The sequence below is a fragment of the Nocardia transvalensis genome (assembly GCF_015477765.1).
GTDB lineage: Bacteria > Actinomycetota > Actinomycetes > Mycobacteriales > Mycobacteriaceae > Nocardia > Nocardia transvalensis_A.
Genome location: NZ_JADLQQ010000006.1, coordinates 170835 through 194983 on the forward strand (window position 1 = coordinate 170835; position 24149 = coordinate 194983).

23 protein-coding genes are annotated in these 24149 nt (G+C 67.1%); 13 read left to right on the plus strand and 10 right to left on the minus strand.

Annotated features, from left to right (window positions below):
- Positions 1-9 precede the first annotated feature (9 nt).
- A complete protein-coding gene (locus IU452_RS18725) occupies positions 10-255 on the minus strand; it encodes a DUF2630 family protein (RefSeq protein WP_195110381.1) in 246 nt (81 codons plus the stop codon).
- A gap of 195 nt (positions 256-450) precedes the next feature.
- Here IU452_RS18725 and IU452_RS18730 point away from each other — a divergent pair, with 195 nt between their 5' ends.
- The 5 genes from IU452_RS18730 (at position 451) to IU452_RS18750 (ending at position 4234) form a co-directional block, all read left to right on the plus strand.
- The gene (locus IU452_RS18730) at positions 451-834 is read left to right on the plus strand and encodes a hypothetical protein (RefSeq protein WP_195110382.1); all 384 of its coding nucleotides are present in this window, start codon (positions 451-453) and stop codon (positions 832-834) included.
- On the plus strand, positions 815-1438 hold the full coding sequence (locus IU452_RS18735) for a DUF3558 domain-containing protein (RefSeq protein ID WP_195110383.1): 624 nt from the start codon (positions 815-817) through the stop codon (positions 1436-1438). Before IU452_RS18730 ends, IU452_RS18735 begins: the two co-directional genes overlap by 20 nt.
- 2 nt (positions 1439-1440) lie before the next feature.
- Positions 1441-2805 carry a PPE domain-containing protein gene (locus IU452_RS18740; protein WP_195110384.1) on the plus strand — a complete coding sequence of 455 codons (1365 nt, stop codon included), beginning with the start codon at positions 1441-1443 and terminating at the stop codon, positions 2803-2805.
- Positions 2806-2807: 2 nt separating this feature from the next.
- The gene (locus IU452_RS18745) at positions 2808-3521 is read left to right on the plus strand and encodes an ESX secretion-associated protein EspG (RefSeq protein WP_195110385.1); all 714 of its coding nucleotides are present in this window, start codon (positions 2808-2810) and stop codon (positions 3519-3521) included.
- A gap of 107 nt (positions 3522-3628) precedes the next feature.
- Entirely contained in the window at positions 3629-4234 is a 606-nt protein-coding gene (locus IU452_RS18750) for a class I SAM-dependent methyltransferase (RefSeq protein WP_324192697.1), read from the plus strand.
- A 191-nt stretch (positions 4235-4425) separates the two neighbouring features.
- Here the strand turns inward: IU452_RS18750 and IU452_RS18755 are convergent, their stop codons facing one another.
- A complete protein-coding gene (locus IU452_RS18755; protein ID WP_195110386.1) occupies positions 4426-5031 on the minus strand; it encodes a TetR/AcrR family transcriptional regulator in 606 nt (201 codons plus the stop codon).
- Positions 5032-5160: 129 nt separating this feature from the next.
- Here IU452_RS18755 and IU452_RS18760 point away from each other — a divergent pair, with 129 nt between their 5' ends.
- Together IU452_RS18760 and IU452_RS18765 are read left to right on the plus strand one after the other, a co-directional pair.
- Positions 5161-6183, plus strand: a complete 1023-nt coding sequence (locus IU452_RS18760; protein WP_195110387.1) for a hypothetical protein — start codon at positions 5161-5163, stop codon at positions 6181-6183.
- A gap of 215 nt (positions 6184-6398) precedes the next feature.
- Positions 6399-7622, plus strand: a complete 1224-nt coding sequence (locus tag IU452_RS18765) for a lipase family protein (protein ID WP_195110388.1) — start codon at positions 6399-6401, stop codon at positions 7620-7622.
- Here IU452_RS18765 and IU452_RS18770 read toward each other — a convergent pair.
- Complete coding sequence (locus IU452_RS18770) at positions 7583-8998, minus strand: PLP-dependent aminotransferase family protein (RefSeq protein WP_195110389.1); 1416 nt, start codon at positions 8996-8998, stop codon at positions 7583-7585. The genes IU452_RS18765 and IU452_RS18770 overlap by 40 nt on opposite strands.
- Before the next feature lie 72 nt (positions 8999-9070).
- Between IU452_RS18770 and IU452_RS18775 the strand changes: the two genes are divergently transcribed.
- Both IU452_RS18775 and IU452_RS18780 read left to right on the plus strand, forming a co-directional pair.
- Entirely contained in the window at positions 9071-9757 is a 687-nt protein-coding gene (locus tag IU452_RS18775) for a pyridoxamine 5'-phosphate oxidase family protein (RefSeq protein WP_195110390.1), read from the plus strand.
- A 185-nt stretch (positions 9758-9942) separates the two neighbouring features.
- Positions 9943-10320: a PLD nuclease N-terminal domain-containing protein gene (locus tag IU452_RS18780; RefSeq protein ID WP_195110391.1), complete on the plus strand. Its 378-nt coding sequence runs from the start codon at positions 9943-9945 to the stop codon at positions 10318-10320.
- Between the two features lie 456 nt (positions 10321-10776).
- Here IU452_RS18780 and IU452_RS18785 read toward each other — a convergent pair whose 3' ends face one another.
- Together IU452_RS18785 and IU452_RS18790 are read right to left on the minus strand one after the other, a co-directional pair.
- Entirely contained in the window at positions 10777-12006 is a 1230-nt protein-coding gene (locus tag IU452_RS18785; RefSeq protein WP_228818239.1) for a hypothetical protein, read from the minus strand.
- 35 nt (positions 12007-12041) lie between these two features.
- The gene (locus tag IU452_RS18790; protein ID WP_195110392.1) at positions 12042-12809 is read right to left on the minus strand and encodes a crotonase/enoyl-CoA hydratase family protein; all 768 of its coding nucleotides are present in this window, start codon (positions 12807-12809) and stop codon (positions 12042-12044) included.
- Between the two features lie 162 nt (positions 12810-12971).
- Between IU452_RS18790 and IU452_RS18795 the strand changes: the two genes are divergently transcribed.
- Positions 12972-13568, plus strand: a complete 597-nt coding sequence (locus tag IU452_RS18795; protein WP_195110393.1) for a TetR/AcrR family transcriptional regulator — start codon at positions 12972-12974, stop codon at positions 13566-13568.
- Between the two features lie 11 nt (positions 13569-13579).
- Positions 13580-15199 (plus strand): acyl-CoA dehydrogenase family protein, encoded by a 1620-nt coding sequence (locus IU452_RS18800; protein WP_195110394.1) that lies wholly within the window; start codon positions 13580-13582, stop codon positions 15197-15199.
- Positions 15200-15256: 57 nt separating this feature from the next.
- On the opposite strand, the gene IU452_RS18805 is transcribed toward IU452_RS18800, so the two are convergent.
- The 3 genes from IU452_RS18805 to pgi all read right to left on the minus strand — a co-directional run bounded on the left by IU452_RS18805 (position 15257) and on the right by pgi (position 18278).
- Positions 15257-16096, minus strand: coding sequence for a heme-binding protein (locus IU452_RS18805; protein ID WP_195110395.1), 840 nt, complete (start codon positions 16094-16096; stop codon positions 15257-15259).
- Between the two features lie 99 nt (positions 16097-16195).
- The gene (locus tag IU452_RS18810) at positions 16196-16621 is read right to left on the minus strand and encodes a hypothetical protein (RefSeq protein WP_195110396.1); all 426 of its coding nucleotides are present in this window, start codon (positions 16619-16621) and stop codon (positions 16196-16198) included.
- Between the two features lie 19 nt (positions 16622-16640).
- On the minus strand, positions 16641-18278 hold the full coding sequence (gene pgi / locus IU452_RS18815) for a glucose-6-phosphate isomerase (RefSeq protein WP_195110397.1): 1638 nt from the start codon (positions 18276-18278) through the stop codon (positions 16641-16643).
- A gap of 438 nt (positions 18279-18716) precedes the next feature.
- Here pgi and IU452_RS18820 point away from each other — a divergent pair, with 438 nt between their 5' ends.
- The gene (locus IU452_RS18820; RefSeq protein WP_195110398.1) at positions 18717-20168 is read left to right on the plus strand and encodes an NAD-dependent succinate-semialdehyde dehydrogenase; all 1452 of its coding nucleotides are present in this window, start codon (positions 18717-18719) and stop codon (positions 20166-20168) included.
- A gap of 70 nt (positions 20169-20238) precedes the next feature.
- Here IU452_RS18820 and IU452_RS18825 read toward each other — a convergent pair whose 3' ends face one another.
- Both IU452_RS18825 and IU452_RS18830 read right to left on the minus strand, forming a co-directional pair.
- Positions 20239-20436 (minus strand): hypothetical protein, encoded by a 198-nt coding sequence (locus tag IU452_RS18825; RefSeq protein WP_195110399.1) that lies wholly within the window; start codon positions 20434-20436, stop codon positions 20239-20241.
- 199 nt (positions 20437-20635) lie between these two features.
- Complete coding sequence (locus IU452_RS18830) at positions 20636-20929, minus strand: chorismate mutase (RefSeq protein ID WP_195110400.1); 294 nt, start codon at positions 20927-20929, stop codon at positions 20636-20638.
- 384 nt (positions 20930-21313) lie between these two features.
- Here IU452_RS18830 and pcrA point away from each other — a divergent pair, with 384 nt between their 5' ends.
- A complete protein-coding gene (pcrA, locus tag IU452_RS18835) occupies positions 21314-23824 on the plus strand; it encodes a DNA helicase PcrA (RefSeq protein WP_195110401.1) in 2511 nt (836 codons plus the stop codon).
- Positions 23825-24149 lie beyond the last annotated feature (325 nt).

A 24149-nucleotide genomic window follows, 5' to 3' on the forward strand; every position in this document is an offset into this window, starting at 1 on the left:
TGGTAGTCCTCACTGCAGGTAGCCCTCGACCTGCTGTGCGGAATTGGGCTGTGCCTCATCCGGGTTGGCGCCCTGATCCATCCGCGCCCGCCGCTGCCGCAGCAGATCCCAGCACTGATCCAGCATCACCTCGAGTTCGGCCAACTTCCGCCGCTCGGTCTCCGGATCGAGTTCCTTGCCGACAGCCTTCGACCGCAGCCGATGCTCCTGTTCCACCAGGTCCTTGATGCGAGCCAGAATGTCCTGTTCGGTCATGGCACCATGCTACGGCCGTCGCGGGGAGTCACGGGTTGGCCACACCCGGCCGGTCGCGGCCGCCTCCCGTATCCGGCTGGCGAACTATTACCCCAGGTCAAGGGTCATACCGGACCTGGCGGCAGGTGGGGATGGAACCGGCGAGGGGTGACGTGCGTCGAAGTCGGTAGGGTGTGGCGGGACTGGGAGGTGGAGATGGCGAACGGGCGGCAAGCCGCGGCTGAGCTCTGGCAGGCGGCGTCGGGAGGGCAGTTCAAGCTCGATGACCGGACTGCGTATGAGCTGGCTGCGCACTTTCAGTGGTTTGCCGATGAGATGGTGAGGCGGCAAACCGAAGTTTCGAACCTCCAGGCGTTGGACGGTTTCGGAGGATTCGTTTCGGCTCAGCATCTGCAGCACGGCTTCGAGGAAAAGGCGGTCCAGGCCTTCAATGCGCTCAAGGCAGCCGAGGAGTCCGCGTACCGAATGAAAGCGGCAGTCCTTCAAGCAGCTGGCAAGGCGGGCGAGGTCGAAGCCGCCAACACGGCCGCAATCCAGGCAGCGAGTAGGAGTATTCCCGATGTTAAAAAGCCGTGGTAGTCGACTCGCTCTCGCGGCGGTTGTGATTGCTGCAATTTCCTCGTGCAGCTCGAATAGTAGTAACCCCACTCCCTCTACCACTGCTTCAACGGCTGCTACGTCGACCGGCTCGGCCCGTCCGACGCTGACTGCTTCGAAACTGCAGCCGCCCCCTCAGGACAACCAGTACACCCAAGAGGGTGGGCGACAGAAGGTTGTTTTCGATCCTTGCACGTGGATACCGGACGACGCGGTGGCAAAGCTCGGTTACGACCCGTCTACTCGTCGCCGGCTGTCCGACTTCGTTGCCGAGTACACCTTTTTGACCTGCCAGTTCAGCAACGCTGACACTGCCTTGAACCTAAATTCCGGAAACATCTCACTGGAAGAGGATAAGCAGCGGTACGCCGGGAAGACACAAGATGTGACCATAAATGGTCGCGATGCGGTAATCGTTCACAAGACAAGTGCAGACGATTGCGTTCTCGATATGCGCACGAAAGCCGGATATTTCGAAGTATTGCTCATCGTCAACACTCCGGGGCAATTGAAGGGGATCAAGCCTTGCGACCACATTGTCGAGGTCGCCACCGCCCTCGAGCCCTATATCGGTAAGGACAACTGACCATGGGGGACAACGACTCGAGCCCGAACTGGCAATTCCCGTCACCGGGGCAGCTGGCCGGGGCGATCGCGGCGGGAGATATCAATCTTCCCCCGGGGATGGTGCCGAAGAGTAATGCTGCGCTCGCCGCGCAGGAGTCGGCGCAGAGTGCGGCGGGGCTCGTCCGGACCGGTGGGCACGATCCGGATTACATTCCCGCCGGGGTCATGGAGTTGTTCGATTCCATGAAGCATGAGGACATCAAGGCGAACGTCGACAAGATGCTTCCCGGTGTCATGCACGAGGCGGCGAAGGGGTGGCGCAAGGTCTCCGACGCGGTCATGTTCAACAGCGCGGGCCTGTTCGGCAAGGTGCGTAAGACCATGGAGGGCGGCGGCTGGGTGGGCGAGTCGGCCAACGCGATGATGGCCGCGACGCAGCGTTTCACCGATGAGATGGCCGATCTGCACAACGTCGTGCAGAGCGTGACCTCCCGAATCGAAAGCGTCGCTTACGCTGCGGAAGTCATCAAGGTCCGGGTGCCCCCGGTTCCGGAGAAATTGCCCAACGCCGCTTCTTTCCTTTCGGTCAAGGCTCCGGACGGATCCACCGAGACCGCCTACGACAAAGCCAAGCGCGAGGCGGAGCAGGACGCGCAGTGGGTGATGAAGAACCACTACGTGCCGACGTACGAGCCTGCGGGGCAGAAGGTTCCGACCTTCGTCCCGCCCGCGGGCCCGGGCGGAGACTCGGGCGGTAGCACGAGCTGGTCACCGGGCGGAACGTCCGGAGGTGCCGGTGGCCCGGGTGGCACCTCCGGCGGATCGGATTCGGCCGACGGCAAGCAGAACGGTGGCGACCAGGCCACCGACCCGGCACAGGTCGCGCCCTCGTCCGTCTCCCCGGACGCCACCACGGGACAGGGCGGAACAGCACAGACACCCGGCACGTCCGGTGCGACGCGACCGGCGGGGCTCGACTCCGCCCCGACAACCACCGCGGGTGTCACTCCGGGCGGCACGGGCGGGGGTGGTCGCTCGGGAGGTGGTGTCCCAGGCATGGGCGGCGGTATCGGACGCCCCGGCGCCGGTGGTCCAGGCCGGAGCATCCCCGGCGGCACGATCGGTAATCCGGCGGGCGGCGCAGCGGGATTGGGCCGGGCCGCCGCGGGTGCCGGGGGTATGGCGGGTATGCCCGGCATGATGAACCCGGGCGCCAAGGGCAAGGGCGAAGACGACGAGAAGGAGCGCAAGGGCAACCCCGACCTCCTCGTCCACGAGCGGAACAAGCTGGACCTGCTCGGCGAGCCCATCCGTGCTGTGCCGCAGGCGATCGGCGCGGACGCCGTCCCGGAGCCCGATCGTCGAGGGACAGAGGGCAACCGGTAACGATGAGATGGGAGTTCACCCAGGCCGAATTCGCCTATGCCTGGGATCAGCTCGGTTCGGACCGTTACCCCGCCCCGCTGGTCGTGCGCCCCGAGGTGTCCTCACAGTTGGCATGGGAGACACTGAAAAGTGAACTGCGCGTTCGATTTCCGGTGTTGCAGGATCCCGACCTGCTGCCTGTCCTGCGCACGGCCGCCGATCCCGATATGTCCCTGATCATGATCGGGGCGCGAAAACGGCCGCTCCGGGCCTACGGCGCGGTGACGTCCAATATCGGCGTGGCGCTGGTTCAGCGGCCGGGTGCCGATGACGAGTCGGGCGGCAATATCGTGGTGCAGGTGGGTTCACCGGCCTTGGTGCCCAAGGTGTTTGCCGCCGTCGCCGGTGATCAGCCGGCGGGGAGCCACGGGCCTCTCGTCGAGAGCCTGCGGCGTCTCGAGGCGAGTACGCAGTCGGCCGGATCGGTGCGCGACCAGCCGTCGGCGGTCGAGCGCATCTACCGCCTCCTGGACGCACCGCGCGTCGGTCAGGGCCACATCGAAGTAGAACCGGACCGTCACCTCGACCGCCGCCGCCCGTCCGGCTATTTCAGCTGGTTCGACGTCGAGGGCGACGGTCGCTACACCTATACCCGCAGGCACGGTGACTTCCACATCGACCCGTGCAGCACGGAGGTTTTCCGCACCACGATCGGGCGGTTGATGGAGATCGTGTGAGCCGAATGCGGCCCACAGCTCCGCGCGGCATTCGTGGACATCGATGGCGAAGGCGTGCTGGCAAGTCACCGATTGCGGGCCGGGGGAGGGGATGCCAAGATCGGCGCGTGGGAGTTTCCGATGTGGACCGATGGAACGTCAACATCCACTTTCACGACCTGCTCGCGGAGGCGGTGTCCGGGGCGAGCGCCGTCCTCGATGTCGGCTGCGGCGAGGGTATGTTGGCGCGCCGGCTGCGTCGGCAGGTGTCGAAGGTGACGGCGATCGATGCCGATGAGACCAGTATCGACCTGGCGCGGGCGCAGTCGCCGATGGGTGAGATCGACTATGTCCATGCGGATTTCCTCGACCACCCCTTCGCGCCGGAGTCCTTCGACGGCATCGTGTCCGTCGCGACCCTGCACCATATGGATGCCACGGTCGGATTGACGAGGATGATCGATCTCCTCCGGCCCGGCGGCACCTTGGCCGTCGTCGGTCTCGCCCGGACTCGGCTCCCCGCCGACCTGCCCTGGATCCTCGCCTCCGTACCGATCTATGCCTGGCGTCATGCCACCAAGAAGGAATGGGCCCATCCCTCGCCGATCGTGTGGCCGCCCCCGGAGACCTACCAAGGGATGCGCCGCATCACCGAAAACACCCTCCCCGGCGCACGATTCCGCCGACACCTACTGCCGAGATACTCGATCGTGTGGACCAAACCGAGCCGCTGAACCCCGGAAGTGGTTCGCGCACGGCTGAATCGCGGTGACGCGCTAGTGGTGGGGCCGCAGTGTTCAGTGGCGTGGGCCGAGTTGGGTTGTGGGGCCTGGTGGAAGGTCGGTGCGCGGCTGAATTGCGGTGGTGTGCCAGTGGTTGGGACGCAACCGGGTAGGAGAAGTTGGGTTGTCGACCGTGGGTTGGGTCAGTGGGGTGTTGGGGCGCGATGGCGAACAAGGGGGAGGTAGACCTCGTCGACGATTTCTGTGAGGACGTTGTCGGGGGCTGTGGGGACGCCTCGGGTGATGAATTCGTTGCGTAGTAGGACTATTGCGACCGTGGCTACGCGGGGGTGGAGGGCTTCGGGTGGGGCCTCGCCGCGGGCTACGGCGCGGGCGAGGATGGTCAGGCAGGTGGCGGTCATGGCGTCGGGGGACTGTTCGGGCAATTGGGACAGTAGTTCTGCGGCGCCGCCGGCGGCGGACAGCAGTTCGCGCAGGATCGCGCCGAGGGGGGAACTCCAGTGGTGGTTGGCGCGGCGGAGGAGTTCGAGGGTGTCGTCGCGGAGGTTGCCGGTGTCGGGGGGTTGGATCGTCGTGGTCAGTTGGCGGTAGGCGGCGATGGCCAGGGTGAGACGGTTGGGCCAGCGGCGGTAGATGGCGTTCTTGTTGGTGCCCGCGCGGGCGGCGACCTTGTCCATGGTCAGTCCGGCGTATCCGGATTCGGTGAGTTCGTCGGCCGCGGCCTGCAGGATCGCCTCCTCCAGCGCCGCGCCGCGCCGCCTCGTCTGCCCCGAACCCGGCTCCCGCATCGCTTCCTCCCGCGGCCTCTCGTCCTTCGATGGAACCGAACGTACCTTACCGAAAGGGCTTGCGCGCCCGTATGACCTCATTTACGGTACGTTAAGTACCTTATTTCTCTCTGTGTGAAAGGGCCCGCCATGCGAGCCAAGGGCATCACCTACGACACCGGCTTTCTTCACAACGGAACCACCAGCCGCGAACCCTTCGACCCGGACCGAGTCGAACGCGAGCTGCGCATCATCCGCGACGACCTGCACTGCAATGCGGTCCGGATCATCGGCGGCGTCCCGGAACGACTGGAACACGCCGCCACGATCGCCGCCGACCTCGGCCTGGAGGTGTGGTTCTCGCCCTACCCTCTGGAACTCACGACCGACGAGCTGCTGACGCTGTTCGCCGACTGCGCCGAACGCGCCGAGCGACTGCGGCGACGAGGCGCGGAGGTCGTCTTCGTCACCGGCGCCGAGCTGAGCCTGATGAACAAAGGCTTCCTACCCGGCACAACCACCGATGAGCGGCTGGAACTCCTCCTTCACCCGGACCACCTTCGCGAACGGGTCGCCGAAATCAGTTCCCGGGTCAACGATTTCCTCGACAAGGCGGTTGCGGTCGTCCGCGAACGCTTCCACGGCAGGCTCACGTACGCGTCGATACAACTCGAACGCGTGGATTGGACCCCTTTCGACATCATCTCGGTAGATCTCTACCGCTCGGCCGAGGTCGCCGACCGCTTCCGCGACGGCGTACGCACCCTCGTAGCCCAGGGAAAACCGTTGGCGATAACCGAATTCGGCACCTGTCCCTACCGCGGCGCAGGCGAGAAGGGCGCCCGCTGCATGGAGATAGTCGAAAACGACGACACCGGTGCCCCACTCCGCCTGAACGGCGACTACTCCCGAGATGAGGAAGGTCAAGCCGCCTACCTCCGCGAACTCCTGGAAATCTTCCACGCGGAAGGCGTCGACAGCACTTTCGTCTTCCTCTTCGCCCTCGACAGCTTCCCCCACCGTCCCCACGGCGACCCGCGCAACGACCTGGACCTAGCCAGCCCCAGCATCGTCAAATTCCTCGAAACCGGTTCCGGCCCAACCCCTCCCGCCCTCCCCTGGCAACCGAAGGCCGCCTTCCACGCCCTAGCCGCTCTCCACCCCACCCTATAACTTCACCGCACGAGCAACCTCGCAAGCAAAACCCGAGAAGCAGCCTGCACCATTACTCGATACGAGATGTGCTGATCCGGTCCGTCATTGCGGATGACGCTTTATCGACTCTTTTCGACGCGAATCGTTTCTTTCGCAGTGGCACCGCGCACATGACGGTTAATCTGCTGTTACGAAGACGGGCCAATTGCGGTCCCTGCGGTTAACCTTCAGCAATGAATAATCGCCGAGTCGGATCATTGGGGGTTCTGCTCGCCTTCTCCGTCGGTTTCGGCACTGCGCACGCCGAGCCACCGGCCTTCTACGACACGCCTTCCGTGCTGACCTCGGGCGCACCCGGAGAACTGATCCGGTCCGAGCCGATGACCGTCGCGCTCGACCCGGTTGCGCATATACCCATGCCGGTCCGGGCCTGGCGGATGCTCTATGCGAGCACGGGCTCCGGTGGGGAATCGGTGCCCGCATCGGGCACCCTGCTGGTGCCGGACCAACCGTGGACGGGCCCCGGTCCGCGTCCGCTCGTCGACGCCGCGTCGGTCACCCAGGGGCTCGATCGAAGCTGTGCCACCTCGATCAATTTGCGGAACGGAATCGCGTACGAGCCCGTTTTCGCCGCGCCGCTGCTGGCGCGCGGGTGGGCGGTGGCGATCACCGATTGGATGGGCCTTGGAGCAAATCGTGAGCACACGTACGTGAACAAGCTCGACCAGACGCACACCTTCGTCGATGTTGCCCGGGCGGCACTGACGGTGCCGGGTGCGGGCCTGGGGCCGGATACGCCGATCGGGTTCGCCGGATCGGCGTATGGAGCGGTCGGCGTGGCCGGTGCGCTGGAGATGCCCGAGTACACCGTCGGCCTGAACATTGTCGGTGCGTCGGTGGGTGAACCGCTCACCAGTTTCGGCACCACCTTCGACAATATCTGGGCCCGCGACGACAACCTCGGCTATGACGCACCGTACGAAATGAACGGGCTCATCGCGGCGTATCCCGAACAAGCCGAACGGATTCGGTCGATTCTGAACGATCAGGGCCGGAGCATTCTCGACGAGACTCGCCACCAATGCCAGATCGAGAGCCTGGCCCGGTATTCGGGACTTCCCACCCGGTCACTGACCGCTGACGGAAGGTCGCTGAAGGAGCACTTCCACGAGGAGCCGTTCGTTTCCCTGCTCGCGGAACAGAATCTGGGCACCGGCACGCCGACGGTGCCGGTATTTGTCGTCCAATACACCGCAGACCAGGTGATCTCGGTGCCGCAGGCGCGTGATCTGGTGCGGCGGTGGTCCGACGCGGGTGCCTCCGTGACCTATCGCGAGCTGCGCGGACCGGCGTTGATGCCCGGTTCGTTGCTCGACCACGGGACAGGCACCGCCGTCGCCATGGAGGGCGGAATCGACTATCTGGCAGATCGTTTCGCGGGTCGGCCGGTGGGCTGACCGTAGCTCGCCAGGCAGTCCGCGGCGATGCGGATGGCGACCTCCAGGTCCGCGTGGGCCACGGCGGCGTAGCCCAGGGCGATGCCGAAGGTGCGTTGCGGGCCGATATGGTGGCGGCCGAGGCCGTCGAGCGCGACGCCGTGGTGGCGGGCCGCGGTGACGACCTGATGTTCGGCCGCGGCCGAGGGGAGCGGTGTCATGACGTGGGAACCGGCGTCGTCGCCGACGATCTCGAGGCCGCGGCGGCGTAGTTCGGCGACCACGACGGCTCGGCGGGGTGGCATCTCACGCCGCAGGCGGCGCAGATGGCGGGCCAGGTCACCGTGGCGAGCCAGGTCGACCACCACATGCTGCCCGGCGGGGGCCGGTCCGGTGCCGGTCGATTCACGGTGGGACAGTATGGCTTTCGTTACCTGCGGTGGACCGACCAACCAGCCGATGCCGAGGACCGGGGACAGGATCTTCGAGGTCGTTCCCAGATGCACGACCACGTCCGGGCCCAGTGTCGCCAGGAGTGGCAAAGGGGCGGTGTCGTAGCGGAGTTCGCCGTCGTAATCGTCCTCGATGACGAATGCTCCGGTGCGTCGGGCGAATTCGACGAGATCGATGCGGCGGGCGGCGGGCATGCGGGCGCCGAGCGGAAATTGGTGCGCCGGTGTGCAATACACCGCTTTCACACCCGAGGGGATGTCTTCCACACGCATGCCGTGCGCGTCCACGGGCACCGGGAGGACGCGCACGCCCGCCGCTCGGAAGGCGCCGACCGCCCGCTGATAGCCCGGTTCCTCCATGGCCACGGTGTCACCGGGGCTCAGTAATGCGGAGGCCAGCTCGCCGACCGCGGAACTCGCGCCGGAGGTTGCCAGCACGACGGTGTCGCTGCCTGCTCCCAGGCCGCGGTGGCGCAAGAGGTGTTCGGCGACCGTCGTTCGATAGTCGCGATCGCCCGCTCTATCCTTGCGCACCATAGGGATTCGATCACCGGCGGCCCGCCAGGCACGACGCCACGCGGCGCGGTCGATGGCCTCCACACAGGGTGCGCCCGCGGCCAGATCGAGAGGGGCGGTTTCGGAATCCGGTGCGGTGGTGGTCGTCGGCTGTTCGGGCATCGGGGTCGGGGAGGCCGTGAGATAAGTGCCCGAGCCGTGGCGACCGGTCAGCCACCCCTCCGCGTGCAACTGGTCGTAGGCCGTGGTGACCACCGTGCGGCTCACCCCGAGCCGGGTCGCGAGCGCGCGGGAGGACGGTAATCGGTCGCCGCCGCGTAACCTGCCCGCTGTCGCGGCGGCTCGCAGACCGTCGGCCACCTGCACCGCGAGCGGGATGGATGCGGCGCGGTCCACGGTGAGCGGGAGCTCGTGCAAGGCGTCACTCATGCGAAGTGGTCTTTCGAAATTTCGGCGAATTGGCCATTCAAGAATGCCATTAGCCGACGGAATCATGATCCCATGACCGAGTCAGTTTCCGCCCGGACCCCGCTCTCGCCGACGTCGCGCAGCACCGTCACCCGCTACCCGGGTCGCGCCGCCACCGATCGCGCCGTGCTGGACGCGATTCTCGACGCGGCCCTGATCTGCCATGTCGGTGTGCTGTTGCACGGTTCCCCGGTGGTGGTACCGACCACCTACGGCCGTGACGGCGACACCCTCTACCTGCACGGTTCCACCGGTGCCGGGAATCTGCGGGCCGCGATGACCGGTGATGTCTCGGTGGCGGTGACCCTGCTCGACGGTGTCGTGTATGCCCGGTCGGCCATGCACTTCTCGATGAACTATCGGTCGGCGGTCATTCATGGGCGGCCTGTCGAGGTCACCGATCACGAGGAGCGGCTGCATGCGCTACGGGCCGTCGTCGAGCATGCGGCGCCCGGGGCGTGGGAGACCGTGCGGCCGCCGACGAAGAAGGAACTCGCGGCGACCCGGGTGCTGGCCCTGGACCTGACCGAGGCGTCGGTGAAGACTCGGACCGGTGATTCGGGCGACGACCCGGAGGATCTGGGCAGTGATGTGTGGGCCGGTGTGCTGCCGGTGCACACCCTTTTCGGTACCCCTGCCCCGAATGCGGATTTGAAGCCGGGTGTCGATGTGCCCGATTACGTCCGTGCCCGCGTAGCGGGGGATCGAATTCCCGTGTAGGACAGGGAGACGGGGGAGGCTCGGTGCTATACGATCCTTGCAATCGCGCTGTCGAGGCGGTTCTCGATGGGCGGGTCGTGGCGGGGGAAGAGCCGGGTGCCGTGTGACGCAACGGTGATTCGACCTGTCCGATATATGGCAGAGAGAACAGCGGGGGAGCTCCGCGGCGCGAAGGAGGTGACGGGGTGCCGTATGCCGTATTGGGCCTGATCACCCTGGTCCTGTGGGTCTACTGTCTGATCGATGTGATCATGAGCCCGGAATCGGAGATCCGACAGCTGCCGAAGGGCCTGTGGCTGCTGATCGTGATCCTGCTCCCCACCGTGGGCGCGATCCTCTGGCTCCTGATCGGCCGCCCGACCACGACCAGACCCCGCCCGACAACCACGCCCTACCCGGAATACGACCGCCCCGGCCGCTACATCGCCCAAAACCCGGAAGACGACGAGGCCTTCCTCCGCCGCCTCCGCGAACGCGCGGAGGAACAACGCCGCGAGGCCCGCCGCCAGGAACAAGCCCGCCAAGCCGAACTCGACCGCCGCCGAGAGGCGGGGGAACTGTAGCCGCGGAAGTTCTGATGCCCCGTATCCCCGGCCTTAGGGGGCCGGGGATACGGGGAACGAGATTGCGGCCCGCCGGAATGGTATTGCGGCCTGCGGAATTGGGGTCGCGGGCCTGCGGGAATGAGGTCGCGGCCTGCGGGAATGAGGTTGTGGCCCGTGGGAATGAGGTCGCGGTCTGCGGGAATGAGGTTGTGGCCTGTGGGAATGAGGTTGTGGCTTGCGGGATTGGGGTCGCGGCTTGCGGGATTGGGATTGTGGCCTGTGGGAATGAGGTTGTGGCTTGCGGGATTGGGGTCGCGGCCTGCGGGATTGGGATTGTGGCCTGTGGGAATGAGATTGCGGCCCGCAGGAATGAGATCGCGGGCCCACGGGAATAGGGTTTGCGGTCTGGGGGAGTGAGGTCCGATTCCCTGTCTGCCCGGCCCCCCAGGGCCGGGCAGACAGGGGAGATGTGGGTTACCAAGGGGTGGTGGGTAATTCGAGGGTAGTGAGGGTGGTGGTGGCGAGGTCTTTCAGGGCCTTGGGGGAGTGGATGCGGGTGGGGTCGAGGGTGGTCAAGGCGAGGGTGTAGGTGTGGGAGATTCGGGAGAGGTAGGCGGAGAGGTGGGTGCGGGGGAGGTGGGTGGGGGATAGGCCGGGGTGGATGGCTCGGGCGGCTACGCCGGTGCAGCGGTGGGGACCCAGGCGGGATAGGGAGTTGGGGAGGGGGCCGATGTTGGAGCACAGGATGTCTCGTTCGCCTGCGCCGCGGGAGAGGGTGTAGGACAGGCGGTCGGGGAGGACCTGGAGGAGTTCCTCGGGCAGGGCGCCGGGGCTGGACATGCGGTGTTCGTAGGCGGCGCGGCACTTTTCGCGCAAGGTCGCGGGTGTGTCCGCGCGGGTGACGGTGACCTCCGTCATGGCCATGTCGTTGTCCACGTGGGGTTCGTCCCTGGTGTCGACCGGCAGGCTTGCGGAGATGGTCGGCTCCGGAAAGCCGCTGTCCCACAGCATCTTCGCCACCACGTACACGAACAAACTATTGGCTGTGCCGCCCCGTGCTGCCGCGGTGAGTTCCCAATCGGCGGCCGGAATCTGCAGCACCGCGCTGTGGGTCGCCGCCTCGGTACCGGCGACTCTGGGAGCAGGGGCTTCGGGGCGTGAGGGAATGCCGCGGCGCAACGCCCGCGCGGTACCGTTCAGCACGACAGACCATTGCCGCCGAGCATCCGCCCAATCCGACTGCACCGCAGCATGTTCCGTCACCGCAGTACCCGCCAGCGCGTTATCGACGGCGATCACCAGCCCGCGGCCGTCGGCCAGGGCATGCGAACACGTCAGCGACACCACCGAACCGCCGTCGTCCAGCCGCGCCGTCGCCAGCCGCCAGCCCGGCCCGAATTCTGGATCCAGATCGAAACCCTGCGCATCCGCCCACTCCAGCAGCCCGTCCGCCGGTATCGGCCGCTCGGCCACGCGCAGGGGATGGGCGCTGCGGTTGGGTCGCCAGTACGGTCGAGCCCCCGGCACCCGCGGCCGCACGACCCGCCGCCCCAACGGCCCCACCCGAAGTGCCCCATGCACCTCCCGCAACAACTCGATATCCACCCGCCCGGTGGTCCGCCACAGCCCCTGCAGCGCAATCGGCGTCCCCATCCCCCGATGCGTCCGCAAGAAGATCTCATCGACGACCGTCAGCCTGCCCATGAGATCAGTATCGGCACTCCCGACGGCGGGGCTGGTCAGGCGGGTCGGCCGTGGCGGCCTTCGCCCGCCGCGAAGCGCTGGGCACCGGCCAGCGCGCCCTCGGCGTCGGACAAGGCGGTGAGGCCGTGGCGGAACTCGTTGCGGATCGCGGGTTCCTCCTCCAGGCCCCACTGCTCGAGTGCGGACAGGCGATCCGAGCGCAGGCAGGTCTGTGGGAGGGAGGCCAGTTCGGCGGCGAGTTCCTCTGCCGCACGGCGGGATTCGCCCGGCGGGACGACTCGGTTCACCAGACCCATCTGCAGTGCCTCGGGAGCCCCGACCGCGCGGCCGGTGAGGATCATGTCCAGCGCCCGGCCCGCGCCGACGATGCGCGGCAGCCGGACCGTGCCGCCGTCGATGAGCGGCACACCCCAGCGTCGGCAGAACACGCCGAAGGTGCTGTCCTGTTCGGCGACCCGCAGGTCGCACCACAGCGCCAACTCGAGCCCACCGGCCACGGCATATCCGGAGACCGCCGCGATCACCGGCTTGGACAACTGCATGCGGGTCGGGCCCATGGGGCCGTCACCATCCTCGGCGACGCGGTTGGTCCGTTCGGTACCAAGCGATTTCAGGTCCGCGCCGGCGCAGAAGGTGCCGCCCGCACCCCACAGCACCGCCACCGCCGCCTCGGGTTCGGCATCGAACTCTCGGAACGCGTCGGCCAATGCCGCCGCCGTCGGTCCGTCCACGGCATTGCGCGCACGCGGCCGGTCCAGGATCACGGTGAACACCGGGCCGTTGCGCTCGATTCGTACGCTCATGACGTCACCTCGCTGGCGCTCGACGCCGCCGTGCGCGTAGGCGCACTGTGTTGTTTGTTCGCTCGCTCATGGGGCCTTGCCTCACTGTCGTCTCGGGTGGGTCGACCATACGCCGTAAACCCACCCTTGCGTCAAGAAGTGAATTAATGGTTCACTTCTTGCATGGCCTACCGCAGAACCCCGGCAGTCCAGGCCCGACTCGATGCGCAGGCGGGCGCGATCACGCACGCCGCAATGAAGGTGCTGTCTCGCGACGGGTTCTCCGGATTGTCCATGGCCGCGGTGGCGGCCGAGGCCGGCGTGGCCACCGGCACGGTGTACAAGAACTTCAGCGGTAAGGCCGAATTGGTGACGGCGGTGTTCCGCGAAGTCGTCAGCCGGGAAGTGGCGGCCGTCGCGGCGGCCGGGGCCGAGGGCACCATCGTCGAGCGGGTCACCGCCGCGGTGGAGACCTTCGCCGGTCGCGCGCTGAAGAATCCGAAGCTGGCCTATGTGCTGCTGGCCGAGCCGGTCGATGCCGCCGTCGACACCGAGCGGTTGCGGTTCCGCCGTGCCTTTGCCGAAACCTTCGAGACCGCGATCGCCGACGGTGTCGCGAATGGCCAACTGCCACCGCAGAATCCACGCACCAGCGCCACCGCCCTGGTCGGCGCCATCGGTGAGGTCCTGGTCGGACCGCTGGCCGAGGCGCTGCAGAGCGAATCGGTGGTGCCCGAGCTCGTCGCCTTCACCCTGCGCGCCCTGGGGCTGCACGAATAGGAGTGTCCCGCATGCCCACCCATGAAGTATTCAATCAGGTTCCGGACATCGTTCCGTTCGACTTCTCCCGCAATCCGGCGCTGATCGAGGCGCTGCACCGCGAGGGGGCGGGCTGGGCGGAGGCCGAGGTGCGCGAATTGGGTGCACTCGCGGGCGGCGCCGAGGCGCAGGAATGGGGCCGGCTGGCCAACGAGTACCCGCCCGTGCTGCACACCCACGACCGGTACGGGCACCGCATCGATGAGGTCGAGTTCCACCCGTATTGGCACAAGCTGATGGAAGTCGCGATCGCGCACGGACTGCACGGCAGCCCCTGGTCCGACGATCGTCCCGGCGCGCATGTCGCCCGCGCTGCCAAGTTCTACACCTGGGGCATCGCGGACGCCGGGCATATGTGCCCGATCTCCATGACCTATGCGGTGATTCCGGCGCTGCGTCACAACCGTGAGCTCTCGGCGAAGTACGAACCGCTGTTGACCTCTCGCACTTACGATTTCGGGCTCCGCGAACCGTCGGCCAAGGCGGGCCTGATCGCGGGCATGTCCATGACGGAGAAGCAGGGTGGTTCGGATGTGCGGGCCAACACCACCACCGCCACACCGCACTCCGATGGCAGCTACCGCATCGTCGGGCACAAGTGGTTCACGTCGGCGCCCATGTCGGATATGTTCCTGACTCTCGCCCAGGCACCCGGCGGCCTGTCCTGTTTCCTGCTGCCGCGGGTGCTGCCCGACGGGACGCTCAATGCCCTACGGCTGCAACGGCTCAAGGACAAGCTGGGCAACAAGTCCAATGCGTCGTCGGAGATCGAGTACGAGAACGCCGTCGGCTGGCTGGTCGGCCAGGAGGGCGCGGGCGTGAAGACCATCATCGAGATGGTGAACATGACCCGGCTCGACTGTGTGATCGGTTCGGCCACCGGGATGCGCGCCGGTGTGGTGTTCGCGACGCATCACGCGCGGCATCGGGAAGCCTTCGGCGCCAAGCTGATCGACCAGCCGGCCATGCGCAATGTGCTTGCCGACCTGGTGATCGAATCCGATGCCGCGACCACCGTGATGATGCGGCTCGCCGGGGCCACCGATCGCGCCTCGAGCGATCCCGCCGAAGCCGCGCTGCGCCGGATCGCGCTGGCCGTCACCAAATATTGGGTATGCAAGCGGGCGCCGGCCCATGCCGCCGAGGCGCTGGAATGTCTGGGCGGCAACGGGTATGTCGAGGATTCCGGCATGCCACGGCTGTATCGGGAGGCTCCGCTGATGTCGATCTGGGAGGGATCGGGCAATGTGGCCGCGCTGGATGCTTTGCGCGCCATGGGCCGCCAGCCCGAGACGGTGGAGGCGTACTTCAATGAGGTGTCGCTGGCACGCGGGGCCAATCGTCATCTCGACGATGCGATCGATCGAATCGGCAAGGAGCTCACCGATCTCGGCGAGATCGAATACCGGGCCCGTCGCGTGGTCGAGCTGATGGCTCTGGTGCTGCAGGGGGCGCAGCTGGTTCGCCATGGACACGCCGCGGTGGCGGATGCGTTCTGCGCCAGTCGGTTCGGCGGTGACTGGGGTATCGCGTTCGGGACGCTGCCCACCGGCGTGGACACCACTGCCATTCTGGAGCGCGCCTACGTCTGACCGGGTGGCCGCCCCGTGCTTGAAGGGGGAGTAGCTGCACGGGGCGGCCGAGGTCGCCTACTGCTTCACGAGCGTGGCGACCTGGATATGGGGCCAGTCGACCGGTTTCGCCGGATCGGGGCCTGCGGGGAAGCGCAGAATCGACCGCTGGCTGTACTGCAACTGCAGGGTCTCGCTGCCGTCCGCGAGGCGCAGCGTCTCCACCCAGAAGGTGGACGACAGGGCGGTCGCGTCGGCATTGGTGGTGATGAAACCGACGTTGCGGATGCCGCCGGTTCCGGCGCGGACCTCCAGGGTCGTGGTGTGGACGACCGTCTTCTCCTTGAGGGCGTCGGTGAGGACCACCGACGGGTCGCGCAAAGCCTGCTCCGGGACGCCGGGTGGGAGCTGGGTGCCGGGTGGCGGGAAATGACCGTCACCGAAGGTGAATCCGGCGGGGGTGGAGTCCAGCGGCGGGATGTCGGGTGCGCCGCAGGCTCCCGGCACCGGAGTGCCCTGGGCCAGCACGGTGTTCCCGTGCGGGATGCTGGCCATGCGCACCAGTGTTTCGCCGCTGGGTGGGGCGGTGGTGGGCGGGATGAAAAGCCACATCCCGTTCTCCACGTGCAATGCCTCGTTGGTGTGTGCGTCGCAGATCTGCTGGAGGTAATGCAGGCCGCGGAAGACGATATCGTCCTGGTCGTTTCCGCGGTTGGGAATGGGCGCACCGATTTCGGTGAAGGTCAAAATCTCGCGAGTGGCGTTGGTCTTGACACGAAATGGCTTGCCGCCCTGACGATCCGGAAGTTCCGCCACACTGAACCCGGCTCCCATCCAGGTTCCGGGCAGATTCTGCAGCGGCCCGAGGTCGGCGGTCGAAATGAATGCCGGTGCGGCCGCGCGAACGCGAACGGTCATGGTGTCCCCCGTGTGCAATTTCCTCCTGAGACCAGGATGTCAGGTGAAGGCAGCGGGAACACGCCCCCAATTCCGGGCCCAGAGATCCCACCTTCGGGGTCAGGGGGTGGTGGTGAGGGCGAGGCCGATGAGGGTGATGGCCTTCAAAAGCTCGAGGGCGATGTACCAGTAGTGGGCGGTGGAGCGGGGACTTTCTTCGCCTGCCAGGACGCGGTTCGAGCGACGGGTGAGGGGTGGGCGGACGACGAGGATCTGCACGGCCAAGAGGACGGCCGCGATGATCAGCCAGGTCCAGGTGGCGCCGGATACGCCGACTGTCGCGGCCGAGACGAGAAGTACGGCAGCCAGGGCGGATTCGACGGTATTCAGGGCGCGGAAAACCAGGCGGCCGATGCCCAGGCCGAGGGCGAGGGTGATACCGGGGGCCCGGAACTTCAGCGGCGCCTCCAGGAAGGAGATCGCCAGCACCATACCCAGCCACAGCATCGGCAGGAACCACAGCAGATGTTGTGCAACCGAGGTCATGATCGCGACGGTACCCGGGTCAGCGATGGGAGCGGTACCAGCGGATCAGGGCGTCGGTGGACGAATCCGACTGGGGGGCAGGGTCTTCGGCGGAGGCGAGCAGGGGTTCGAGTTCGAGGGCCTGCTGTTTGCCGAGTTCCACACCCCACTGGTCGAAGCTGTCGATGCCCCAGATGGTGCCCTCCACGAAGACCTGATGTTCGTAGAGCGCGATCAGCTGGCCGACCACCGAGGGGGTCAGCTGCTGCGCGAGAATCGTTGTGCTGGGGCGGTTTCCGGGCATGACCTTGTGGGGGACCAGCTTCGGGTCGGTGCCCTCGGCGGCGATCTCGTCGGCGGACTTGCCGAAGGCGAGCACCTTCGTCTGGGCGAACAGGTTGCTCATCAGGATGTCGTGCATGCTGCCCGTGCCGTCGCGTGTGGGGAGATCGTCGGTGGGGCGGGCAAATCCGATGAAATCGGCCGGAATCAGGCGGGTGCCCTGATGCAGCAGCTGATAGAACGCGTGCTGGCCGTTGGTGCCCGGCTCACCCCAGAAGATTTCGCCGGTGGAGGTGGTGACCGGGGTGCCGTCGGCGCGTACCGATTTGCCGTTGGACTCCATCGTCAACTGCTGCAGGTAGGCGGGGAAGCGGGCCAAATCGTTCGAATACGGCAGCACCACACGCGATTCCGCGCCGAAGAAGTTCGAATACCAGACGCCGAGCATGCCGAGCAGCACCGGCGCGTTGGCCGCCAGCGGGGCGGTCCGGAAATGTTCGTCCACGGCGTGCATACCGGCCAGGAATTCGGCGAAACGCTCCTTGCCGATCGTTGCCATCACCGACAGGCCGATGGCGGAATCGACCGAATAGCGGCCGCCGACCCAGTCCCAGAAGCCGAACATGTTGGCCGTGTCGATACCGAAGGCCGAGACGCGCTCGGTGTTGGTGGACACCGCCACGAAATGCTTGGCGACCGCGTCCTCGCCGAGGGCGGCCACCAGCCAGCGCCGGGCGGCGGTCGCGTTGGTCAGCGTCTCCAGCGTCGAAAACGTCTTGGACGCAACGATGAACAGCGTGGTCGCCGGGTTCAGGTCGGCGAGCTTCGCGGTCAGGTCCGCGGGGTCGATATTGGAGACGAAGCGGGCGGAGATTCCCGCGTCGGCGTAGTGCCGCAGCGCTTGATGCACCATCACCGGGCCCAGATCGGAGCCGCCGATTCCGATGTTGACCACCGTGCTGATGCGCTCGCCGGTGGCGCCGCGCCACCGGCCCGAGCGCAGCGCATCGGTGAACTCGCCCATGCGGCGCAGGACGTCGTGCACCTGCGCGCCCGCATCGGCGCCGTCGATGGTCATCGACGTCCCGGCGGGCAGGCGCAGGGCCACGTGGCCGACCGCGCGGTCCTCGGAGGTGTTGATGTGCTCGCCGCCGAACATGGCGTCGCGGCGCTCGGGCACCCGCGCCGCCTCGGCCAGCTGGACCAGCAGATCGAGGGTCTCCCGGGTCACGCGATGCTTGCTGTAGTCGATGTGCAGATCCGCGACCCGGACGGTCAGCTCCCGCCCGCGCTCCGGATCGTCGGCAAAGAACTCACGAAGATGCCGTTCGGCCACGGCCGAATAGTGATCGTGCAGTTTCCGCCAGGCCGCCGTCGCGGTGATGTCGCTGCTCACGTACGCCGAGATTACAGCTCACCAAGCCCCCGCGCAGGTATGGCGGTGATGTCGCTGGCTGGGCGGTTGGCCGAGATTACAGCTCGCCAAGCTCTCGTGCAGGTATGGCGGTGATGTCGCTGGCTGGGCGGTTGGCCGAGATTACAGCTCGCCAAGCTCTCGTGCAGGTATGGCGGTGATGTCGCTGGCTGGGCGGTTGGCCGAGATTACAGCTCACCAAGCCCCCGCGCAGGTAACCATCGACTTCGTCACCCTGCGCGCAGCGACCTCGCCACTCGGCGTCCGGGTTCTGTTCACCCGTCGCGCATCCCTTCGTCGCCGGCTGATGGGGAGGGCGGTGACTGACAGTTCGTCGATGGCTGGGGCGATGGGTGACAGTTCGTCGCTGGGCCGCGCGATGCGGGGTCGTGGGGGGACGTGCGGGCCTACGCTGGGGGCATGGTGTCCGAAAGTGAACTTCTCGCATCCGTTCCTACTCAGCTCTGGATCGGCGGGCCGGTCGATGCCACCGGGGGTGGCACCTTTCCGGTCGAGAACCCGGCCAGCGGGGAGGTGCTCACGCGGGTCGCCGACGCTACGCCGGAGGATGCCGTGCGGGCGCTGGACGCCGCGGTCGCGGTGCAGGACCAGTGGGCCGCCAAGCCTGCGCGCGAGCGGGGGGAGATTCTGCGGACGGTGTACGAGCGCATCATCGAGCGCACCGAGGACTTCGCGTTGCTGATGACCCTGGAGATGGGTAAGGCGCTGCCGGAGAGCCGCAACGAGGTGCGCTACGGCGCCGAATTCTTCCGCTGGTTCAGTGAGGAGGCCGTCCGCATCCACGGCCGCTACCAGACCGCGCCCACGGGCGTCGGGCGGATCGTGGTCCACAAGCAGCCGGTCGGTCCCTGCCTGGCGATCACGCCGTGGAACTTCCCGCTGGCCATGGGCACCCGCAAGATCGGCCCGGCGCTGGCCGCAGGGTGCACCATGATCGTCAAACCGGCCTCGGCCACGCCGCTGACCATGCTGCTGCTGGCCAAGCTGTGCAGCGAGGCCGGACTGCCCGACGGGGTGCTGTCGGTGATCACCAGTAGCCGTTCGGGCGCCGTCACCGAACCGCTGATCAACGATTCGCGCCTGCGCAAGCTCACCTTCACCGGATCCACCGGGGTCGGCAAGAAGCTGGTGGAGAAGTCGGCCGGCACCCTGCTGCGCACCTCGATGGAACTCGGCGGCAATGCCCCGTTCGTGGTGTTCGAGGACGCCGACGTCGATGCCGCGGTCTCCGGTGCCATGCTGGCCAAGCTGCGCAACGGCGGCGAGGCCTGCACCGCCGCCAACCGGTTCCATGTGCACAACTCGGTGCGCGAGGAGTTCACCGAGAAGTTCGTGGCCGCCGTGCAGAAGGTGAAGCTGGGGCCGGGCACCGACCCGGAGACCACCCTCGGCCCACTGATCAACGAGGACCAGCTCGACACCGTCACCGAACTGGTCGACGACGCCGTCGCCAAGGGCGCTCAGGTCCGCGTCGGCGGCAAGTCCCCCGGCGGCCCCGGCTACTACTACCCGGCCACGATCCTGTCGGACGTGCCCCCGCAGGCCCGCATTCTGCGCGAAGAGGTGTTCGGCCCGGTCGCCCCCATCATCGGCTTCGACACCGAGGAAGAGGGCCTGGCCGCCGCCAACGACACCGAATTCGGCTTGGTCTCATACGTTTACACCCAGAACCTGGACCGCGCCCTGCGCATCGCCGAGGGCCTGGAAAGCGGCATGGTGGGCGTCAACCGCGGCGTCATCTCCGATCCGGCCGCCCCCTTCGGCGGTGTCAAGGAGTCCGGTTTCGGCCGCGAGGGCGGCTTCGAGGGCATCGACGAGTACTTGTCGACGAAATACATCGCGCTGCCGTAACCCCGAGCGTGGTGGGCCCGGTTCCCGGGCCCACCACCGTGCCATCAGTCGCTCACTGTCGCGGCGCCCCTCAACTCAGTTCCTCCAGCCTTGCGTCCACAGCTTCGTCGGAGGCCAGCCGTACCCCGGACTGTGCGGCCAGTTCGGCAAGGGTGATCTGGGTCCGAATGAGTTCTCGGGTGTTCAGGTACAGCGCTTCGTTGAACCCGTTCTCGACGTCGCGCACTTTGGTTTCGAGCGCGGTGACTCGGCGGTCAAGAGTGGCCATCAATCTCCCCCAATCATGTTGTGGCCCCCGAGGACTGGGCCCCTGCGAACGTCCCGCCAGAGTACCCACGACCACCGACAGGATCGATCCGAGCGCGTGTCGCCACGCCCGGATACAAACGGCCGCCCCGGGGTGACATCACCCGGGACGGCCCGAGGTCGCGGTGCTCGCCGGAACGCCGCGTGGTCCGGTGGTTCGGTCAGTGGCCCAGGCGGCCGCGACCGAGGCGGAGCAGGAGCATGGCCAGGGTGTGGCCCTCCTGGCCGAGCTCGCTGAAACGCTCCAGCACCTTCATCTCGCGGGAGTGCACCAGGCGGGGGCCGCCGTTGGCCATCCGGGTGCGGCCGATGATCCGCGAAATCTCGGTGCGCCGCTTGATCGCGGCGAGGATCTCCGCGTCGAGCCGGTCGATTTCCTTGCGGAGCTTCTCGATCTCCGCCTCGTTGCTGGGCAGCGCGGAATCGGACCCGGTCGCGGTCGTGGAGGTGCTCATGCCTCCACCTCCCCGGCGCTCGGTTCCGGCATGACCACCAAGGTGGCTGCGTCGATTGCTCGCTCGCTGCGCTCGCTCATATATCTCTCCTCGTGTCAGAACGTCGATCGGCAGGCGGCCCCGACCCGTTACCGATCGGTTCTTTCACCGTGAATCAGACCCGGCAGGCCGTTCATCGTCCCCCCGGACAAGTGTGCGCTCAGGTGCAGAGTCGGTGACCACGATAGCCAGTGGTCGACCGGACAGCAGAGGTCGCGTGAGCGCTGGTCATGTGGCCAGTCTGCCACGGGGGGTAAGCGAAGCAAAACAGTTTCAGTTGAGAGACCGCTGAGAATGCGATGGGACTACATCCGTGTCGGTCCCCGCCGGTAGCGTGGATGGGCGATGGATACGACGGTGGCTGACAGGGCGCGGAGCGGGCGCGCGGACAAGGGTCGAGACGACAAGGCCGAGGCAGCCGAACGCCTCCTGGAGGGGCTGAACCCGCAGCAGCGGGCGGCGGTCCTGCACACGGGTTCGCCGCTGCTGATCGTGGCCGGTGCGGGGTCGGGTAAGACGGCGGTGCTGACCCGCCGCATCGCCTACCTGCTGGCCGCCCGCGGCGTGACGCCCGGTCAGATCCTGGCCATCACGTTCACCAACAAGGCCGCCGCCGAGATGCGCGAGCGCGTGGCGGGTCTGGTCGGCCCGCGCGCCGCCAGCATGTGGGTGTCGACCTTCCATTCCAGCTGTGTGCGCATTCTGCGCACCCAGGCCGCCCTGCTGCCCGGCCTGAACTCGAACTTCTCCATCTACGACGCCGACGATTCGCGCCGCCTGCTCGCGATGATCGTGCGCGATCTGGACCTGGACGCGAAGAAGTACTCCCCGCGCCTGCTGGCCACCGCCATCTCCAATCTGAAGAACGAACTCATCGACCCCGAGTCCGCGGCCGCCGACGCGGAATCCGACGAGAGTGAGCTGCCCCGCATCGTCGCCGACGTCTACCGTGAGTATCAGCGTCGCCTGCGCGCGGCCAATGCCCTGGACTTCGACGATCTGATCGGCGAGACGGTGGCGTTGCTGCAGAACCACCCGCAGGTGGCCGAGTACTACCGGCGCCGGTTCCGGCATGTGCTGGTCGACGAGTACCAGGACACCAACCACGCGCAGTATGTGCTGGTCCGGGAGTTGGTCGGGCACCATGCGGCGCTCGATGACGCCGACGCCGGGGCCGCGGCGGCCGATCCCGACTTCACCCCGCGCGGGGAGTCGGTGCCGCCCAGCGAGTTGTGCGTGGTGGGTGATGCCGATCAGTCCATCTATGCCTTCCGCGGTGCCACCATTCGCAATATCGAGGAGTTCGAGCGCGACTTCCCGGATGCGGAAATCATTCTGCTGGAACAGAATTACCGGTCCACCCAGCACATTCTGTCCGCCGCGAACGCGCTGATCTCCCGCAACGAGGGTCGGCGGGAGAAGAAGCTGTGGACCGACGCGGGCGAGGGCGACCTGATCGTCGGCTACGTCGCCGACAACGAGCACGACGAGGCCTCGTTCGTGGCCCGGGAGATCGATCGGCTGGTCGACCAGGGCGAGTGCAATTACGGCGATGTGGCGGTGTTCTACCGCACCAACAACAACTCCCGGGCGCTGGAGGAGATCTTCATCCGGATGGGGCTGCCGTACAAGGTGGTCGGCGGCGTCCGTTTCTACGAGCGCAAGGAGGTTCGCGATATCGTCGCCTACCTGCGCGTGCTGGAGAATCCCGACGATGCTGTGAGTTTGCGGCGCATCCTCAACACCCCGCGCCGGGGGATCGGGGATCGCGCCGAGGCGTGTGTGGCGGTGCACGCCGAGCAGCGGGGGATCGGTTTCGCGCAGGCGCTGCGGGATGCCGCGGACGGCAAGGTTGCCCTGCTGAACACGCGTGCGCAGCGGGCGATCGCGGGTTTCATGGATCTGCTGGACGAGATCCGGGCCGCGGGCACTCAGGAGGATATGGAGTTCCCGGACGTCGGCAATGTGGTCGAGGCGGTGCTGGACAAGACCGGCTATCGCGCCGAGCTGGAGGCATCCGACGATCCGCAGGACGGCGCGCGTTTGGACAACCTCAACGAATTGGTCAGCGTCGCACGGGAATTCAGTTCCGAGGCGCGCAACAATGTGGAGGCGGCCCGGGCGGAGGGTCTGTTGCCCGAGGCCGCGGAGGGGGAGCCGGAGCCCGGTTCGCTGGCGGCCTTCCTCGAGCGGGTGTCGCTGGTCGCCGACACCGACCAGATTCCCGACGAGGGCGCCGGGGTGGTCACCCTGATGACCTTGCACACCGCCAAGGGGCTGGAGTTTCCGGTCGTGTTCGTCACGGGCTGGGAGGACGGCCAGTTCCCGCATATGCGTGCCCTCGGTGACCCGGCCGAATTGGCCGAGGAGCGCCGCCTCGCGTATGTGGGGATCACCCGCGCCCGGCGCCGGTTGTATCTGACCCGCGCGGTGGTGCGTTCCGGCTGGGGCCAGCCGGTGTCGAATCCGGAATCCCGCTTCCTGCAGGAGATTCCGGGCCATCTGATCGACTGGCAGCGCCTGGAACCGGCCAATACGCAGACCGGCCGGGGTTTCCGCCGCCGCGGCGACGACGACGGCCTGGAACGCGACTGGACCCGCGGCGACGGCTGGTCCCAGCGCCCGGGCCTGCGCGACGGCGGCCCGAAACGCCCCGCCCCGAGCAGCACGGGCAAACGCAACAACACCAATCTGGTCCTGGCCGTAGGCGACCGAGTAAGCGACGACAAATACGGCCTGGGCCGAGTGATCGCCGCCGAGGGCTTCGGCTCCCTGGCCACAGTCACCATCGATTTCGGCACGGCCGGAAAGATCCGCCTGATCCCCCAATACAGCCGCACCTTGGTAAAGCTGTAGACCCCGTCCTTGCGGCCCCAGGGGCCGCAAGGACGGGGAATGAACTTGCCCTGTGGCAGGACGGGGAACGAGGGGCCTGCTGCCGGGCGGGGATTGGGGCGCCTGCTGTAGGGGTGAGGACGGGGTCGGGTTCACCATGTGTTCGGGTGGACTGAGCACCGTGTTGCCGGTGGGGTTTGGGGACTGTCACACGCGGCTGGGTCGGTGCCACCACATACCCCGTCCCGGCGCCCCCTAGGGCGCCGGGGCGGGGTTCTCGCGAGTTTCCGCGAAAGGCGATTGGAAGTGGCGAGGGCGATGATGTGTGGACGCAGCGGAGTGCGGG